Below are 14684 nucleotides of genomic sequence, written 5' to 3' on the forward strand. Positions count from 1 at the left end.
GGATGTTCGGCTTTGCCATTCGCGAAGCGTAGGATATACGCCTTTGGCGTTCCCGCAGGGTAGGAGGAAGAAAAGAGATGAAAGGAGGACAGGGATTAATGACCGCTCAATGGTTGGATCGGGTGGGGGATTGGAATCCACAACTGTTTCGAGAACTGAAAGGCCGTTTAACGCGGCAAAGCGCTTTCTTAGTCACTTTGGCAGCTCTACTATTGCAGTTCTTGCTAGGGAGTTTGGTGTTTGAGAGTGGGAGCGATCCTGTTCCTGTCTTCCGTATTCTCAATTGGCTGCTACCCATGATGCTATTTGTCCTGGGTACTGTCTTGCTGATGACCGATTTAGAGCAAGAAGAACGACGAGGCACGTTGAATTTTATTCGCTTAAGTCCGCAAACTAGCCAGAGTATTCTGCTAGGCAAGTTGCTGGGAGTACCCGTTCTGGTGTACCTCGGTGCAGCATTGCTAGTACCGATGCATATTTGGTCTACCTTAGCGGCCAACGTGTCTCTCAGCTTTCTGGTTAGTTTCTATGGTCTTTTAGGGGTTGCTTGCGCTTTCATCTTTAGCTTGGCGCTGTTGTCTGCCTTTATCGGGCGATTTTCGGCAGGACAGACAAACTCTTTGGGCAGTACTTCAGCTCTGGTAACTGCCTTGTTGGTGGGGCTAGCCTTTTTGCCGATCTACATGAATTGGAATCAGCTCACCGTCTGGAGTGTCTGGCTGTCAGGGCTGGATACAGGGGGTGTTAATGACTTGCAATGGTTCTTTTTGCCGATTGGAGGCAGTCCAGCGATCGCCCATAGCTTTACCTTGCTCAATGCGGGCTTAGGGATTTACTGGGTTTGGCATATCCTCAACCGCTGTTTTCGTTCTCCCACGTCGGCTTTGCTAAGCAAGCGCTACAGCTATTTAATGACTGCTCATGTGGAGCTGTTGCTACTAGGATTTTTGGTTCAAAGTTCCATTTCCTTAAACGCTACATCTGACTGGTTTAGCGTTCTACTCTGCTTCAGCCTGATCAACCTGATTTGGTTTGGAGTCTTAATGCTCCTCCTCTCGCCTCAGCGGCAAGCCTTGCTAGATTGGGCTCGCTATCGCCACGCCATGACTGACATGGCTTCTGGGGCAAGACAACGTTCTCTGATCGCAGATTTGATTTGGGGTGACAAAAGTCCTGTGCTGGTGGCGATGTTGCTCAACTTCGGCCTTGTGGCGGCAATCTTAGGTACTTGGGTCTTTGTGGCGTCTGGCGAGGCACCAAAACTGCGATTGCTGGCAGGCTTGCTCCTCAGTTTTACCTTGCTGGCCATCTACGTCGCGATCGCCCAGTTTGCCACTTTAGCCAAGTCACGACAACATACGTTGCAAGTTGCAGTAGCCATTGGTGGAGTTGCTTTATTGCCGCCACTGATCTTGATTTTGGCCGCTCAAGGAGAACCTACCCATGCCAAAGAACTCATGCTCTTTTCTCCTTTGCTCTGGCTGGTCTTAGACAATGTTTCTGCAATTGCGATCGCCTTAAGTTTGTTAGGACAGTTGGGTGTGCTGGGGCTGCTGACCTTCCGCTTCACGCAAAGACTGACACAACTGGGTGCCTCTGAAACAAAAGCTTTGCTCCCTGGAAGAGATACCGCTTTCCGGGTGAGACCACGAGGTGCAGATTAGCCAGATTAGCGATCGCCCTTCGCTGAGCTTTGATGACCAAAATCATTACCAGGAGAAAATCGCCATGCTACAAGTTGGCTTGGACCGTCTGGGGGATTGGAACCCGCAACTATTTCGAGAACTCAAGGGTCGCTTAACGCCGCGCAATTCACTACTCGCGATCGTGATTTCGGTCGGGGTACAACTAGTTTTTCTGCTGTACGTGTGGGGACAGCTGCCAACCCTAACTTCTAGTCATCAATACTGTACGGGGGGTGGATCAGATCATGCACGTCGTTGCCTAACTAATACCTTGGGCCATATTTTAGTCGATTGGCCCCTATGGTCCCTGGATGCCTTTATCACCCTAAGCATGATTGGCATGGTGATGCTACCCGTAGTGGGTACTTATCTGCTAGTAAGCGATCTCGATCGCGAGGAGCGACGGGGTACCCTTAACTTTCTGCGTTTGACCCCTCAGTCGGCGGGCGGTCTACTAGTCGGTAAGATGCTGGGAGTACCAATTTTGCTGTATTGGGCTACTCTGCTAGCAGTGCCATTACATCTGTGGTTGGGTAATGCAGCGGGAATTTCCCTAACTGCCATGTTCGTATTTTATGGAGTAGTCTTAGCCAGCTGTGTTTGTTTTTATAGTGTCGCGCTACTGATTGGCTTGACAGGGACTTGGTTAGGTGGTTTTCAAGCTTGGTTAGGTAGCGGAGGTCTACTGTTCCTACTTGTTTGTTCTCTCAGTCAAAGGGTTAACAACTCTCCGAGCGATTTACTAAGGGGGCTCACGCCTGCTTTGGTATTAGAGCAAATAATGCCTATGAAGCTTTTAGAGAAATCCCTTTTGTATCAGGAAAGGCTCCAGCACCTACAATGGTTCCACTTGCCTGTAGGCAGCAGTTTGTTTGCAGCTCTGGGCTTTACATTGCTAAATTATGGGTTCTACAGTTTTTGGGCTTGGCAAGCCCTAGGTCGCCGCTTTCGTAACTCTAATATTCCTCTTTTCAGCAAACAGCAAAGTTATGGTCTAACGCTTTGCTTTGAAACTTTGGTTCTAGGTTTGGCAGTCCAGACTCAGAAATCTCTGGAACAAATGCCAAACGAGATTGTTCCTGCGGGTCAAGAGTCAGCTTCATTCCAGCATTTTCTACACTTGCTATCGCAAAACTTAGATTTTGCCCTATTGCTAAATCTGGTGTTTTTTCTGGGCCTGATCGCTGCTTTGCTGCCCCATCGCCAAGCAGTTCAGGATTGGGCCAGGTATCGGCATGAGCGAGTTACAAGTCGTAAACATTTTTGGTCCAGGGCTCTGATTGCCGACTTACTGTGGAATGAGAAAAGTCCTGCGGTAGTGGCGATCGCCACTAATCTAGGCATTGCCTCTATCATGCTGCTGCTTTGGGTACTTTCTTGGCCTCCGGTCGCAACTCAAGAACGAGCGATCGCAGGACTAGTGCTGGGTTTTAGCGTGCTGGCCGTCTACGCAGTGCTAGCACAAGTCTTACTACTCCTGCCTAGCCCCAAGCGGGGTTTCTGGGCTTTTGGGTCAGTGAGTGCGGCAGTAGTATTACCAGTTCTAGTCCTTGCCATTTTGTCCCTTGGTCCTGACAAAGCGGCTGGGCTGTGGCTGTTCTCGGCGGTTCCCTTTGCTGCTATCCATGAGGCAGCCGCTCATGAAATTGTGCTGAGTTGGCTAGGCCAGTTAAGCATTGTGAGCTTATTGAGTTTGAACTTGACGCGGCAAGTGCGACAGATTGGGGAGTCGGCTTCCAAGGCTTTACTGAGCGATCGCCCTCTGGATCGCCCCCGCTTGTCTGGAAGAACCTAACTAAAATTATCCCTAGCGGAGCGCCTTTTTCACCAAAGCTGGAATTTGAGAAGGGCGCTCTGCAACGGGAATATTGGCCCGCTTAAAGGCGGCAATCTTACTCTCAGCTGTCCCGATTTCGGTGCCCAACTCAGCTACTTGGGCTGCAATAATCGCTCCCGCATGTCCCATGTGTTTGCCCTTAGGAACAGTGCGGCCCGCAAGGTAAGCAATCACTGGTTTATCAATCACTTCCGCAATATAACGAGCGGCAACTTCCTCGCTGTCTCCCCCAATCTCTCCCACCAAAACAATAACTTCGGTCGTGTCGTCCTCATCCAAGCTTTGCAGCCATTGGGGAAACGAGGAGCCGACAATGCTATCTCCTCCAATGCCCACGCCAATAGATTGCCCCAAACCTGAGCGGGTGAGTTCTAAGGCAATTTCATAAGTGAGCGTGCCGCTGCGACTAATCAGACCGACTGGCCCAGGGGTGTAGAATTCCGCTGGATGAGTTCCTAGCAACACATTCTGCCCCGGTACGATAATGCCAGGGCAATTCGGGCCCACAATCAGAGTGTCTGTCGCTTCTGCCTTGCGAGTCAGATGCACCATATCTAGGGGTGGCATCCCCTCAGTCACAATAATGATCTGTCGAATGCCAGCAGCGATCGCTTCTAGAGCTGCGTCTAGGATGAGATAGGGCGAGACAAACAAAATGGTGGTATCGACTGGCCCGACTGTGGGTAGCGCCTGCTCCACCATATTAAAAATGGGGATGTCCTCAAGCTGCTGTCCGCCATAGCCAGGGCTGATTCCCGCCACAATGTTGGTGCCGTAAGCCTTCATCAGAGGGGTGTATAGCTTGCCCAGTGGTTCTGTAATGCCTTGAACCAGGACTTTGCTGTCTGGATTAAAGTTCATATCTTTCTACCTACCGGAACGAAGCTGATCCCCAGATATGGCACCTGTTCCAAGTGCTGATCTACTTTGATTGTATGGGGTCAGAAGACCAGCAGTTACATTCAATTAGCAATTGGTTAAAGGGAGCTTAGGCTTGTTTAGCATTAGACCTAGATGAGGAGACGACCTGAGCGATCGCCTCGTCTAGGCTCTCTGTGAGGGTAATTTGTTGAGCGGCCAATCGTTCTTTCGCAGTTTCAAAATCTGACCCAACCAAGCGCACAATCAACCGTGGTATCCGCCCCGCCCAGTTTTTGTTCTGCATGTAAGTCGTGATGGTTTGAGCAATTTCGTCACAGGAAACAATATTGCCTAGTAGATTGACCAAAACTACTCTGGCGCTTTTGTCTCGCAGGATCAGCTCTAATCCTTGCTCGATGCGTTCTGGCAAAGCGGCGGGCATGCGATCGCTATAGAAATCTCGACCAATGTTGAGTAAATTGGCGGGCTTACCTCCGGCTTGATGCACCAAGTCCAAAGTTGTCATGGTCAGTCCTGCACCATTGCAGAGAATGCCAATATTGCCTTCCATCTCGATCAAAAAGGGTAGCTTGGCAAAGCGACGGTACTGGCCCGCTGACTGCGCTGCTGTCTCCTTCATGCGCTGACTGCGTTTGACGGCTAGCTGAGCTAGATCGGGATGGCGATGCAGAGCATCATCATTGGCCGTGACTTTGCCATCTAGGGCCATGACCTCGCCTTTAATGCTGATTCCCAACGGATTGATTTCTACCAAATCTAAATCTTTCTGGACAAACAGCCGATACATTTTCTCGACTACGGCACTAATTGATTGAATCAGTGCTCCCTGGAGTCCCATCTTCAGCGCTAAGCGACGAGCATAGAACGGCGAGAATTCTTGATCGACCATCACCTGCTGCATTTTCTCCAGGGATGCTTCCAGTTGCACCCCGCCATGCTGAGAGCCCAGCAGCACCGGACGGCGAGCGGAGGGGTCGATGGCGACTGCTAAATAAAATTCTTGATTGGCATCATATTTAGCTTCGGCCAGCAGAACTTCAGGGTATTCCCCCATGATCGGCAGGTTAAAGATGGTCTGAGCTGCTGCGATCGCATCAATGGTGTTTTCCACGAACTTGATGCCCCCAGCTTTGCCTCGTCCGCCAGCCCGCACTTGCGACTTGAGCACAACAGGATAAGGAATTTTCAGGCCCTTCAGATCCTTGGGGTGGTCAATCCGTTGGGAAGACAGCACAGGGATGCCCATCTCCCGAAATAATTCCTTCGCTTGGTACTCTAGCAAATCCATGAGAGCCGAGAATGCCTGTAATCGGTGGAGAAAAACACTAAAAAGCGTGAAGCAACTTCGGTTTGAGCTGGAGCTGGCAGACTCGTTACTTCACACAGCTCGGTAAAGGCTAGTTTCGCTTATTTCTGCCGACTCTGCCAGTCTTTCGCCACACGGTCAATGCCATAGAAACGCTGCCAGAATTTATCGACAGCCCAAGTCGGTAAAAGTTTAGTCATGAGAAACAGCAAAATGCCCCCACCCGTAGCCGCCAGGTAACGAGGCCGAGGACGGCGATCGCTCAGTGCTTGAATAATTACGTCAGCCACTCGCTCTGCACTCCAAGCGCGGCTACTGGTTTGTTGCTCTAGCTTTTCCAGCTTCTCGAAAGCCGCACGGTAAGGCGTGTTCTGGGGATCGGGAACTGCTTCCTCTACTGCCGTCGCCACCACGCCAAAAAAGTCAGTGCTGACAGGTCCAGGCTCCACCACACTGACTTGAATATTGAACGGCTCCAGTTCCATCCGGAGAGCATCACTCAACCCTTCTAGGGCGAACTTGGAAGCGCTATAGAGACCGCCAAACGGAAACGCCAATCGCCCGCCGAGAGAGCTAATGTTGATGATGCGGCCCCCGCCTTGATGCCGCATGACCGGAATTAGGGCTTGGGTTAAGGCCAAAGGACCGAGCAAATTGACCTCAAACTGGCGACGAGTGGCGAGGACAGGAACCATCTCAAGAGGCCCCATCTGACCATAGCCAGCATTATTCACTAGAGCATCCACTCGGCCAAACTTGTCGATCGCTGTTTGGGCCAATGCCTGTCCTTGTTCAATTTGAGCAATATCCGTGGGAACCGCCAAAACCTCGGCTCCAGCTTTGCGGCACTCCGTAGCGACAGTTTCTAGTTTTTCGGCGCTGCGAGCGGCTAACACCAGTCGAATACCGAAAAACTTTGCAGCTAAAACTCGTGCCAAAGCCGCGCCAATTCCGGTGGAAGCCCCGGTAATCAGAACGACTTGTTCGGCAAGCGGACAAGGATAAGACATGACCAACTCCAGTCAAGGTGTAAAGGTTGCAGGCGATCGCTCAGCCATGCTGCTGTCTAATGGATTGCCGCCCCATTTTGCAATGTTTGACTGAAATTTGTCTCTAGCAGACGTGGGATTTTGGCATACTCAGGTCTGACCTTAGCTAGACTTCTATGGTTTCCTAGCATGATTGCTGCGTCGCCTCATTACATTTACCTGCATGGCTTTGCCTCCAGCCCTCGTTCTACGAAAGCCCAAGATCTCCGCGATCGCTTCCAAGCGCTAGGCATTGAGCTAATAATCCCCGACTTGAATCAACCAGACTTTACCGATTTAACTCTGACCAGACAACTGCAACAGGTCTCAGCGTTACTTCCGGCAGATTCTACCCCTGTCACCTTAATTGGCTCTAGTTTCGGAGGTTTAACAGCAGCTTGGGCCGCTGAGGGGCAACCTCAGATTCAACGCTTGGTTTTATTCGCTCCAGCGTTTCAGTTTTTGGATCATTGGCTACCACGCCTAGGCGAAGATCAAGTGCAACGCTGGCAAGCTGAGCAGTATTTATCGGTCTACCACTATGGCGAAGAGCGATCGCTACCCCTCAACTATGAATTCATTCGCGATGCGGCCCGATACCCAACAGCCCAACTGCGACGCCCTATTCCTACGTTGGTCTTACATGGCCGTGCCGATGATGTGATCCCGATCCAAGCTAGTCAACAGTTTGCAGCCCAGCGATCGTGGGTTGAGATGATAGAGCTAGAGAGCGATCATGCCCTTATCAACGTCAGCGAGCAGATATGGATCACTATTCAAAGGTTTTGCCAACTCAAGCCCTAGCGTCGAGTTTTGGCATTGAGATTAGTGGAGCCTTGACGCACCATCCGAATCGTTTGAGGCAGCACCCCTACCAAAAGCGCAAATGCTTCATCTGGTAACTGAGCTACTGTATCTGGGTCAAAATAATTGTCAAACTGATTCAAAATCATCTGTGCCCGCTGGAGGGGCACCGCATTATCCGTAAATTGTTGAGTCAGCCGAATCCATTGCCGGCGAATTAAATAAGCTTTTTGTCGTTCTTCATGAGCGTTAGGGTCTATGAGCGACAAATCTCCAACTGCAATTGCTTTTGTACAATTAACATCAAAGAATCCGCCTACAGCCGCACCAGGGCCAGCGAACTCGGCATGAAATTGTTTGTAAATAACTAAACCATTTCTGCGGCGGCTATTCACCATCAACAACCGTCCGCTGTTTAGTTGAGTGATAAATTCAGGTGAACTTGGGTGCTCAACAACAGCTCGGCAAGGGTTGGGATCTGGAATATTCATCCTTTGAATGTTTTGAGCTTCTGCGTGTTTGCCTACAGCACAGGTACGGTTGACGGGAACATCAACCTCGAAAGAGGCAGTCTGGTAGCGCTGCTGACTTTCGCTATCCATCAAGACTTACTCCTAGTAACTTCCTGTGGGCATGCACCCGAACCCAGCACAGACTAGCTAACTAACCATAAGTATGGCAAGTATGGCGATTAAAAATAATCTTGGTTAGTCGGCTATAACTTGACGTTAATTTTGTCTAATTTGCATTTAGGAGTCAAATGCTGGCTTCATACCCATATTCTATGGCATGCAATCAACCCTAGACTAATCAATCCTTAGGAGTAGCTTGATGCTCAAAAGTTGTTTGATGGGTCATAGTTTAAAGGGCATATAAAGATAAACAGAAGTTAAATCAAGAAAGAGTAAAGTTTCCTGACAAACTTGAATGGCTTGTCGTAGAAAATCAGCTTTTGTTAGGGAATTTAATCTGTCTTAGCAAAAATTATGCTGACTGCTTATAACTACAGAAGCAATGCAGAATAAACAGGCAAGTTCTGCATGCTTTTATTATTCACTACGTTTATTTTGCTAGTTAGGGTTGTCTTGGGCGCTCGAACGTGGCTAGCTCTAACTAAGCAATCTCGCAAATCTAGTTTGGTGCATTACTAACAGTACATGCCTATGTGAGCTGTGCTGCTGACATAGGGGTCAGGCGCTTGTGTAAAAACAGGCGTCGTGGCTGCCTTAGTAACCAAGCACTCCAGCCTGGATCGGCTTGTTGCAGTTTGTAGCCTGTTTTGAGATAAAGCCGTCTGGCTTGATGATTATTTTCCAAAACATGGAGATAAATATCTTGAAAGCCCCAACTCAGGGCAATGCTCTCACAAGCAGTTAACAAGTGATGAGCCACCCCTTGCCGACGGTACTCTGAGCGAACCGCTAAATTGGAAAGATAGAGATATTTAGTTTGATGAAACTGGAACAGGTGCGCAGGGCGTAGCGCCATCTCCACCGTTCCCATTAAGGCATCACTCGGCGCTGAAGCGGACAAGTCCTGCTCGGTCGAAGTTTGCACAGCCACTAGACAAACATAATCCGGAACTGCAGACCGGAGGCGATTCCGCAAATCTTCATAAATGCCTAGGCGGAGCAGCGGGTACAACCAATGCATAAGGCCAGACCGAGGATGGAAACTATCGGCCAGAACGTCAGCTAGACCACCTAAATCTGTCAACTGAGCCACACGAATGCTGAAGTTGGCCGAGTCTAGTAGTCGTTCAGAAGAGGTTCGCTCATCAGACATTGAGGAATAAAAAGGAAAACTCACTGTTTTCAGGATACATAGCCAGTAAAGATCCTAAATTATTTGCCGAGACGAGGTCAGGGTTCTATCAAGGCTGCAATTCAGACTAGAGCCCTCCGCACCATAGCTAGCTTGTTAATTTTTGCAATTTTGGAACTGTATTAGGATTGTATGAGGAGTGCATTAACCTTGAGCTAAGCCTGGCTAAATCCTCAATTAGATTGGGCACCTTAACTTTAGATATTTAGATAGTCTTGCAAGACTCAGCTCTGATTGCACAAGTTGTACAGCAGAGCGTTCGCGTACTAACTACCATCATGATCGAGGTTTGCTCCTTAAAATTGTCACGATTTTTTCTGAGGAGTCCTATTTCAGACGGAATTAGTAAATCAGTACAGATTAGCAACTGGATTTTCTCGTCTTTGAGTATCGGGACTGTCGTCACATCTCTTTTCTTCAGAACTGGTAGCAAAGGACCGCAACCTAGGTTTGTGATGCGGGTCTTTGCGCTGCTGCCTTTGATGGGGGTGTCTCGTCAGCAACCTTCAAGTCTGCAATCTCTACCAAGAGTTTGCGCGGGACAAATACGAATTATCGCTTTAACTGTAGTGCAGCAACTTGGTGTCGATCAACTCACTGATGGAGCGCTCAGGTGTGCCGCTAGTCTGGCACAGCTCGGTTTTTCCTGTTTAAGTAACTCATATCCAGCGCGACGATTGTTGAACCAACTGCCTCTACAGCAGGAGAGCGGTGCATGAAACCACCAGAAAATAAGAAACCCAAAATTCTGGTTGTCGATGATGAACCAGACAACTTGGATTTGCTCTACCGAACTTTCCACCGGGAGTTCAAGGTACTTAGAGCTGAAAGTGCACCTCTGGCGCTGGATATTCTAGCCAATGAAGGGGATATCGCGGTCATCATTTCAGACCAGCGCATGCCCTTGATGAGTGGTACAGAGTTTCTGAGCCTCACAGCTACGCAATATCCAGATATTATCCGGATCATTTTGACGGGTTATACGGATGTGGAAGATTTGGTAGAGGCTATTAACTCTGGCAAAGTCTTTAAATATGTCACTAAGCCTTGGGATGATGAGGAGCTTAAAGGTGTAGTGCGGCAAGCAGTTGATACTCACAATGTGCTTAAAGCTCGCACCCGAGAATTGTGTCGGACGCTGCGTCAAGAATCTTTGCTAAACGCTGTTACGAATACAATTCGCAGCGCTCTCAATTATCGACAAATCATGCAGACGATTGTCGATACGATGGGGCAAATGTTTGAAGTGAGTTGCTGCGTTCTACGCCCCTTTCAAGACGATCGCATGGAGGATGAGTGGTTTGTTTATGCAGCTCGTTCTTATGGCGACACCCACTCAAATCACCACGCTCTAGAGAATAATGGTGCTGAGAGTAGTGCAGGCACACTGATCTCTGTGCCCAATGATGCTGCACAGCCAAGTACTAATGATTGGAGCCACCTAGCTCAGACTGTCTGGAAAACTCAGGAAGTCAAAATCCTAGACGATATTGCTACGCTGAGCGACTCTGAATCGGAGATTCCAGATTTTAAGCTGCGTCAGCAGATTTATCGTGATGCGGATATCCGTTCTAGCCTGGTTGTACCTTTGATCTGCCGCCAAGAGTTGATGGCGGTGCTAGCGTTGCACCAAAGTGGCGAACCCCGAGTCTGGCAGGATGATGAAATTCAATTAGTAATTGTGGTGGCGGATCAAGCAGCCCTAGCTTTATCCCAAGCCCGCGCTTACGAGCAGGTCCAGGCTTTGGCTCAGCGAGAGGCGTTGGTGAATACGATTACCTCGGCAATTCGTTCTAGCTTAGATCCACAGGATATTTTTGCTGCGATTACTCAACAGTTAGGCCAAGCCCTGCATGTGGATGGTTGTGCGCTGTCGCTGTGGACGGAAGATGATGAATATGTGCAATGTGTGGGCTTGCATGACTCCAGCTCGCAGACGAGTGAATCAATAGGCGAAGATTTGGTTAGCTTGCTGCCGACTCCTACAGTTGGTACCAATTCGTCACTGAATTCACACTTATTTCTGGAAACCACCCAATTACCTTCAACGGGTCATCCTCAAATAAACACTCGTCGGAGTGGAACATCGCTGGATGGATTAGAAGATGCGGGAGTGACTCTGCGGCATCTGCCCCAGTCCCGGGTGCCGATCAAGGGGAATCCAGTATTACAGCATCTGTTGACTACTCAAAAACCGGTAGCCACTGAGGATCTGAGTCAGCATCCAGAGTTGAATGTAGTTGATTTACCTTTGCGATCGCCCGCCCGCGCTTTGTTGGTAGTGCCTTTGCTGTCCGATGGCAAGATCATTGGCAGCATTTCTCTGCGCCAAGTGCGTCATTCTCGCCGCTGGAAAGCTTCAGAGATTGATTTGGCTCAAGCTGTGGCAGCACAAGCCGCGATCGCTGTGCAACAATCCCGCCTTTACCAAAAAACTCGGCAGCAAGCGGAGCAGCTCATAGAGTTAGACCGCCAAAAAACTGAATTCTTTCAAAATATTTCTCACGAGTTTCGTACCCCGCTCACGTTGATGATTGGTCCTTTAGAATCGGCAGTTGCTCAGAAGGAAGGGTTGGCTGCTGACCAATCAGTAATCGCTTTGCGAAACTCGCGCCGCCTGTTGCGGTTGGTCAATCAATTGCTTGATTTGCAGCGACTCGATGCTGGGCGAATGCAGCCGAGCTTCCGACCCTGCGACCTGACAGAGTTTGTTAGTCAGGTGGTGGAGTCGTTTCAGCCTTACTGCGACAAGAAAGAAATTACACTGCTAACTGAGCTAAAAGACTGCCCTGCCATTTACCTTGACCTAGAAAAATTTGACAAGGTACTCTACAACCTCTTGTCTAATGCCATGAAGTTTACGGCAGCCGGCGGGAGAATCACAGTATCGATGCAATTGGCTGGCGATCATTGCCTATTGCAGGTCAAAGATACCGGGATCGGCATTCGTACCGATCAAATTCCGCACTTGTTTGAGCGCTTCCGACAAGCTGAGGGCTCTGCGAATCGGAGCTATGAAGGAAGCGGTTTGGGCCTTGCCTTGGTGAAAGAGTTAGTTGAGCTGCACGGAGGACAGATCTCAGTTGAGTCTGTGTATGGCGAAGGCACGACTTTTACCGTGTGGCTCCAGACGGGTTTGGCGCACTTGCCAGCAGAGCAAGTGATTGAAGTCGCGACAGAAGCCCAGATGAGTCGTGCTGCTGTCGAACTGGCTGATATTGAAGCTGAACGGTATGAAAAAGATGAGAAAGCGTTACTTACAACAGAATCAGGACTCACTGGAGTAGATACGGTTGTCGGTAAAATTGCCAGACCCGGACAGGAGAAAACTGCCACTGCGGTAGCCTCACTCAGTAAGGTTCTGGTTGTAGATGACAATCCAGACTTACGAACTTATGTTTCCAGGGTATTGCGGCAAGCGGGCTACCAAGTGTTGACTGCTCGCAATGGAGGTGAGGGCTTTAAGGCGGCTCAGGCGCAGCACCCAGACTTGATTGTGACCGATCTGATGATGCCGCTGGTGTCTGGACTCGACATGATCCAAATGCTGCGGGCTTCTGAGACTTTGCGTGGCACTCCAATTATTCTGCTGACTGCGAAGGTCGATGAAGACACCCGAATTGAGGGAGCGGAGCGGGGCGCAGATGCGTATCTGTCTAAACCTTTTAATGATCGAGAGTTGTTGGCAGAAGTGCGGAACTTGCTCGCGTTGAAAGCGAATGAGCGACGGGTCGCAGAGCTGAATACTTACCTAACAGAGTCTGTCCTACGACGGTTCTTGCCACCAACAATGGTGCAAAAAGCCGCAGCAGGTGATTTGTCCCTAGATTTACGGCCTGAACCGCGCCTTATAACAGTTTTATTTAGCGACATCATTGGCTTTACCCAACTGTCGAATACGTTGCGATCGCGCCGCGTGGCAGAATTGCTCAACGAGTACCTGGCAGAAATGACCCAGGCCATTTTTGACAATGGCGGTACGGTAGATAAGTTTATGGGAGATGCGATTCTGGCTTTGTTTGGGGCTCCTGAGGAACTAACCCCCAACGAGCAAGTGCGGCGGGCGATCGCAGCGGCTCGGCAGATGTATCGCTCGCTCGATCAACTCAACCAGCGTTGGCAGGAGCAAGGGATTAGTCAAGTTCAGTTCCGCTGTGGTATCCATCAAGGAACCGCTGTGGTGGGTATGTTTGGTAGTGCTGACCGCGCTGACTACACAGCCATTGGCCCCAGTGTCAATATTGCTTCGCGCATCCAAGAGGCGGCGGAACCTAATTGCATTCTGGTTTCTGCCGCAGTAGCGGATTATTTGGAAGAAGAAGAAATCACCAAGTTCAGCCCGCTCAAGTTAAAAGGAGTGGATGAAACGGTATTGACTTTTGCCCTTAACCCAGAAGCGAAGTCGCAGGAGTAGTGACGAAACACGCAGCAAAAAGCAGCAACGTACTGTTACAGCATTTTTTGAGCCCGTTTGACGAAGTTGATGAACTCATCCCAACCATTGAGGCCACCATTAACCAGTCGTCTAACTTGTTCCCAATCAGATTTTTGGGCGGCCTGATCGACTCCGCGATCGTAAAAATACAACGCTAAGATTTCGGCAGCAGTTTTGGGGTCGAGGGCCAGGTCTGGATTCTCTTCTAGCTGGCATCCTAGCTTTTGACCATATTCTCGATAATTCGCTCGTCCCGTGATTTGCACAAAACCACGTCCGTGGTAGCGGGCTCCGTCGCCGGGTTGAGTGTTGCCTAAATCATCCCGATATTCGTACATGCGGGTGAAATAATCGTCGTCTCCCCACTCATGGATTGGGCGGAAACCTCCTGTTTCAACGCCGATGGTGGCGATCGCGGCAATTAAGGTAGGGCGATTGAGCAACTGACGCTGATGAAACGCTTGCAAAACTCCCAGTAAGTAAGCCTTCACATCACTCAGAGAGCAGTCCAAAATCTCAGCCACTTGGCCTGGACTCAGCATCTCCAGCAACGGGTTGCAGTTAGGAATCGTTTTTGCTTGAATTAGCTGCTTAGCAATCTCTGGAGTGAGGTCGTCATTTGCCGCGTTAAACGCTTTACAAAAACGCGCGATCGCTGCGGCAGTTAAAGGCCCACACCGACCATCAGGTTCACCAATGGGCATTTGTAAATCGCGCAAACGAACTTGAATCTGCTTCACTAAATCTGCATCATGCGCGACCTGATTCAAGGTTAAGGTAGCAGGTCCATTGCAAATATCTTGTAACCGCATTAAACATTTTCCCAGCTTTGCTCCGATTATCTCGAAAAAGCAAATTCAGATTGAGAATCGTTAGAATTTTT

The 14684-nt window shown here is 49.5% G+C and carries 11 protein-coding genes; 5 read left to right on the top strand and 6 right to left on the bottom strand.

Annotated features, from left to right (window positions below):
* Nucleotides 1-77 precede the first annotated feature (77 nt).
* Complete coding sequence (locus NDA01_RS01090; RefSeq protein ID WP_348226565.1) at nucleotides 78-1664, top strand: ABC transporter permease; 1587 nt, start codon at nucleotides 78-80, stop codon at nucleotides 1662-1664.
* A complete protein-coding gene (locus NDA01_RS01095) occupies nucleotides 1654-3480 on the top strand; it encodes an ABC transporter permease (RefSeq protein ID WP_348226566.1) in 1827 nt (608 codons plus the stop codon). Before NDA01_RS01090 ends, NDA01_RS01095 begins: the two co-directional genes overlap by 11 nt.
* Nucleotides 3481-3492: 12 nt before the next feature.
* Here the strand turns inward: NDA01_RS01095 and NDA01_RS01100 are convergent, their stop codons facing one another.
* The 3 genes from NDA01_RS01100 to NDA01_RS01110 form a co-directional block, all read right to left on the bottom strand.
* Entirely contained in the window at nucleotides 3493-4383 is an 891-nt protein-coding gene (locus NDA01_RS01100; protein ID WP_190555028.1) for a succinate--CoA ligase subunit alpha, read from the bottom strand.
* Between the two features lie 127 nt (nucleotides 4384-4510).
* A complete protein-coding gene (locus NDA01_RS01105) occupies nucleotides 4511-5692 on the bottom strand; it encodes an ATP-grasp domain-containing protein (protein ID WP_348226567.1) in 1182 nt (393 codons plus the stop codon).
* Between the two features lie 119 nt (nucleotides 5693-5811).
* A complete protein-coding gene (locus NDA01_RS01110; protein ID WP_348226568.1) occupies nucleotides 5812-6720 on the bottom strand; it encodes an SDR family oxidoreductase in 909 nt (302 codons plus the stop codon).
* Between the two features lie 168 nt (nucleotides 6721-6888).
* Here NDA01_RS01110 and NDA01_RS01115 point away from each other — a divergent pair, with 168 nt between their 5' ends.
* A complete protein-coding gene (locus NDA01_RS01115) occupies nucleotides 6889-7542 on the top strand; it encodes a YqiA/YcfP family alpha/beta fold hydrolase (RefSeq protein ID WP_348226569.1) in 654 nt (217 codons plus the stop codon).
* Here NDA01_RS01115 and NDA01_RS01120 read toward each other — a convergent pair.
* Nucleotides 7539-8144, bottom strand: coding sequence for a hypothetical protein (locus tag NDA01_RS01120; RefSeq protein WP_190555023.1), 606 nt, complete (start codon nucleotides 8142-8144; stop codon nucleotides 7539-7541). The genes NDA01_RS01115 and NDA01_RS01120 overlap by 4 nt on opposite strands.
* A gap of 559 nt (nucleotides 8145-8703) precedes the next feature.
* Entirely contained in the window at nucleotides 8704-9327 is a 624-nt protein-coding gene (locus NDA01_RS01125; protein ID WP_190434166.1) for a GNAT family N-acetyltransferase, read from the bottom strand.
* A gap of 494 nt (nucleotides 9328-9821) precedes the next feature.
* Between NDA01_RS01125 and NDA01_RS01130 the strand changes: the two genes are divergently transcribed.
* Nucleotides 9822-10085 (top strand): hypothetical protein, encoded by a 264-nt coding sequence (locus NDA01_RS01130; protein ID WP_348226570.1) that lies wholly within the window; start codon nucleotides 9822-9824, stop codon nucleotides 10083-10085.
* Nucleotides 10082-13780, top strand: coding sequence for a response regulator (locus NDA01_RS01135; RefSeq protein WP_348226571.1), 3699 nt, complete (start codon nucleotides 10082-10084; stop codon nucleotides 13778-13780). Before NDA01_RS01130 ends, NDA01_RS01135 begins: the two co-directional genes overlap by 4 nt.
* Before the next feature lie 35 nt (nucleotides 13781-13815).
* Here the strand turns inward: NDA01_RS01135 and NDA01_RS01140 are convergent, their stop codons facing one another.
* The gene (locus NDA01_RS01140) at nucleotides 13816-14613 is read right to left on the bottom strand and encodes a glycoside hydrolase family 19 protein (protein WP_348226572.1); all 798 of its coding nucleotides are present in this window, start codon (nucleotides 14611-14613) and stop codon (nucleotides 13816-13818) included.
* Between the last annotated feature and the right edge of the window lie 71 nt (nucleotides 14614-14684).

Origin of the sequence: Trichocoleus desertorum AS-A10 (assembly GCF_039962155.1) — a bacterium.
Lineage (GTDB): Bacteria > Cyanobacteriota > Cyanobacteriia > FACHB-46 > FACHB-46 > Trichocoleus.